The following is a 1,931-nucleotide window of genomic DNA, read 5'->3' as shown; positions in this document are numbered from 1 at the left end:
GCGGAGTTATCGACAAGATTTTTCTCGCCTCAAAATAGACCACTTAATTAAGATAATTGGTATAAAAATTCAAATGCCAGCTAGGTTGCTGGCATATTTTTAGGCAATTTCTGCGGTTTTTGCAGTGGTAAACTGCTGCATCAGCTTACCTTCATGTAATTTAACAAAATTTGGCGGGTATATTCTTGAAAACAATTTAGTGTCTTTGGCTATTTTGACTTCAGTGCCTGGGTGCATCAATTCGTTCACCGTGACTCGGCTTAAACGCGTAAGCCGATGTATTTTTTGTTGTACTAAACGAATGTTGCGCTGGTTAAGGCCATAGTGCTTATTGATTTGCTTTTCACTGTGTTGCAACTTGGCCAAGTAAGCGTCGCGTTTTGGTGATTGAGAAGACGCCTTCGCTCGCTTCATCGCCAGCTTGATTTCAATTACCTTAGCAGCAAGTACCTTTTCAAGTTCTACCAGCTCACGGTGCTTATCATGTAGGCTGTCCCAATCTTGCGCCAATGAAATTCGCGTTCTCGTGCCAGAAGGCGCGCCTAACTCACCGGTTTCAATTCGCATGGCATCAAACACATTGCCACCAATTAGTTTACCTCTTGGGGTATCGCCTTTACCGACTTTGATCAATCGCTTTGATGTCAGATCACAATGCAGCGCTTGACGCTCTATTAAAATGTCATGCTCACTTTCAATTTGGCAATACTGCGCATAACCCAAAGAGATACTGCGCTTGGCTTGAATAGAACATGAGAATGCCTCCCCTTCGGTTCGCTTACGGCCAATCGCCCCAAGCATTACCGTTACCGCACTACTGCTTTCTAGTACCGCAGACTCAACAAAGCCTATGACGGTAATGTCACCCGAGGCTTTTACTCGCATCCCATCTTTGATGTCGCCACTTACAATAATGCTACCATCAAATTCAACATGCCCTGTTGTTACATCAATATTGTCGTAACACAGCACGTCATCTACACGCATCCCTCTGGGAATAGCCACAGGCACGCCTTTAGAGTCTGCAATCAATAAGTTGCTATCGCTTGGGTCGAGTTTAGTACCTTCAGACACTTCCAGCGGCGCGTCTTTACCCGGTTTTGGCTCAATCACATCGCCAAATACCGTATATCCCGGCTCACCTTCCGTTGGAGGCACTTTTTTCATCAATGGACTACCAGGTTTAACGGTGATGATTGCGCCTAGATTGCGCATATCCACTTTACCACCGCTTGATTGCTGCGGGCTGAGCACTCTGTCTTGCGCTGTCATACACAGGCGCACAAACTTTGCATCACTGCCATCTTTTGCGCGTTGACCGTGGGCGACTATGCCTTTGTAGGTGTGCCCCGCAGGTAACTCAAGTTGTTGACCAAGCAGGTTATCAAGTGCTTTACCATTCACCCCTTTTTTAATACCGGCTTGTATTAATGCTTGCTTGGCTTTGTTCATACAGACCAACTTACCACCTTTTGCCGTGGTAATTTTTGCCTCCGCAAGCATATTCCCTTCTTCAATATGGACAGATATTGACGCATCAATGGCACGTGCAACGACCAAAGAATCTTGCTCTGGCGCTTCACTGGCAGTAAATAGTTGACCAATATTGGCATGGATGATTTCAAAATCCGCATACGGCGAGCCTTCAATCATCTCAACCAACTGAGACGAACTTGCCGGAAAACCAGATTCTACGGGATGAGAGAGCAAATAAACGTAGCCCTCATCCTCATCAAAGCGAAATAATGACATTCATCAACCCTGAAAAGTATGCACAAACTTATTGTTATATGTTGTTTTTAATGCAGCGACTTCATTTGAGCACAAGTTCTTTTGATTGTTAAGCTTAACATCGTGTGAATTGCTACAAAATATAAATGAATGTAAATCATTCTGTGCATCAAAAATACAAGTTATACCAATTTGCTTAA

The 1,931-nt window shown here is 44.1% G+C and carries 1 protein-coding gene; it reads right to left on the bottom strand.

Going from position 1 to position 1,931, the window contains the following annotated elements; all coding sequences use genetic code 11:
- Positions 1 to 99 precede the first annotated feature (99 nt).
- Complete coding sequence (locus D9603_RS21235) at positions 100 to 1,752, bottom strand: FapA family protein (RefSeq protein ID WP_128732826.1); 1,653 nt, start codon at positions 1,750 to 1,752, stop codon at positions 100 to 102.
- Positions 1,753 to 1,931: the final 179 nt, after the last annotated feature.

The sequence above is a fragment of the Pseudoalteromonas sp. PS5 genome (assembly GCF_004103255.1).
Classification (GTDB): domain Bacteria; phylum Pseudomonadota; class Gammaproteobacteria; order Enterobacterales; family Alteromonadaceae; genus Pseudoalteromonas; species Pseudoalteromonas peptidolytica.
The sequence above is the reverse complement of the archived record's forward strand: the minus strand, read 5'-3'. Positions and strand labels throughout refer to the sequence as shown.

What these genes read in the sequence shown, in the direction of transcription:
- D9603_RS21235 (WP_128732826.1), bottom strand. Translation starts at nt 1,752, where the DNA reads ATGTCATTATTTCGCTTTGATGAGGATGAGGGCTACGTTTATTTGCTC.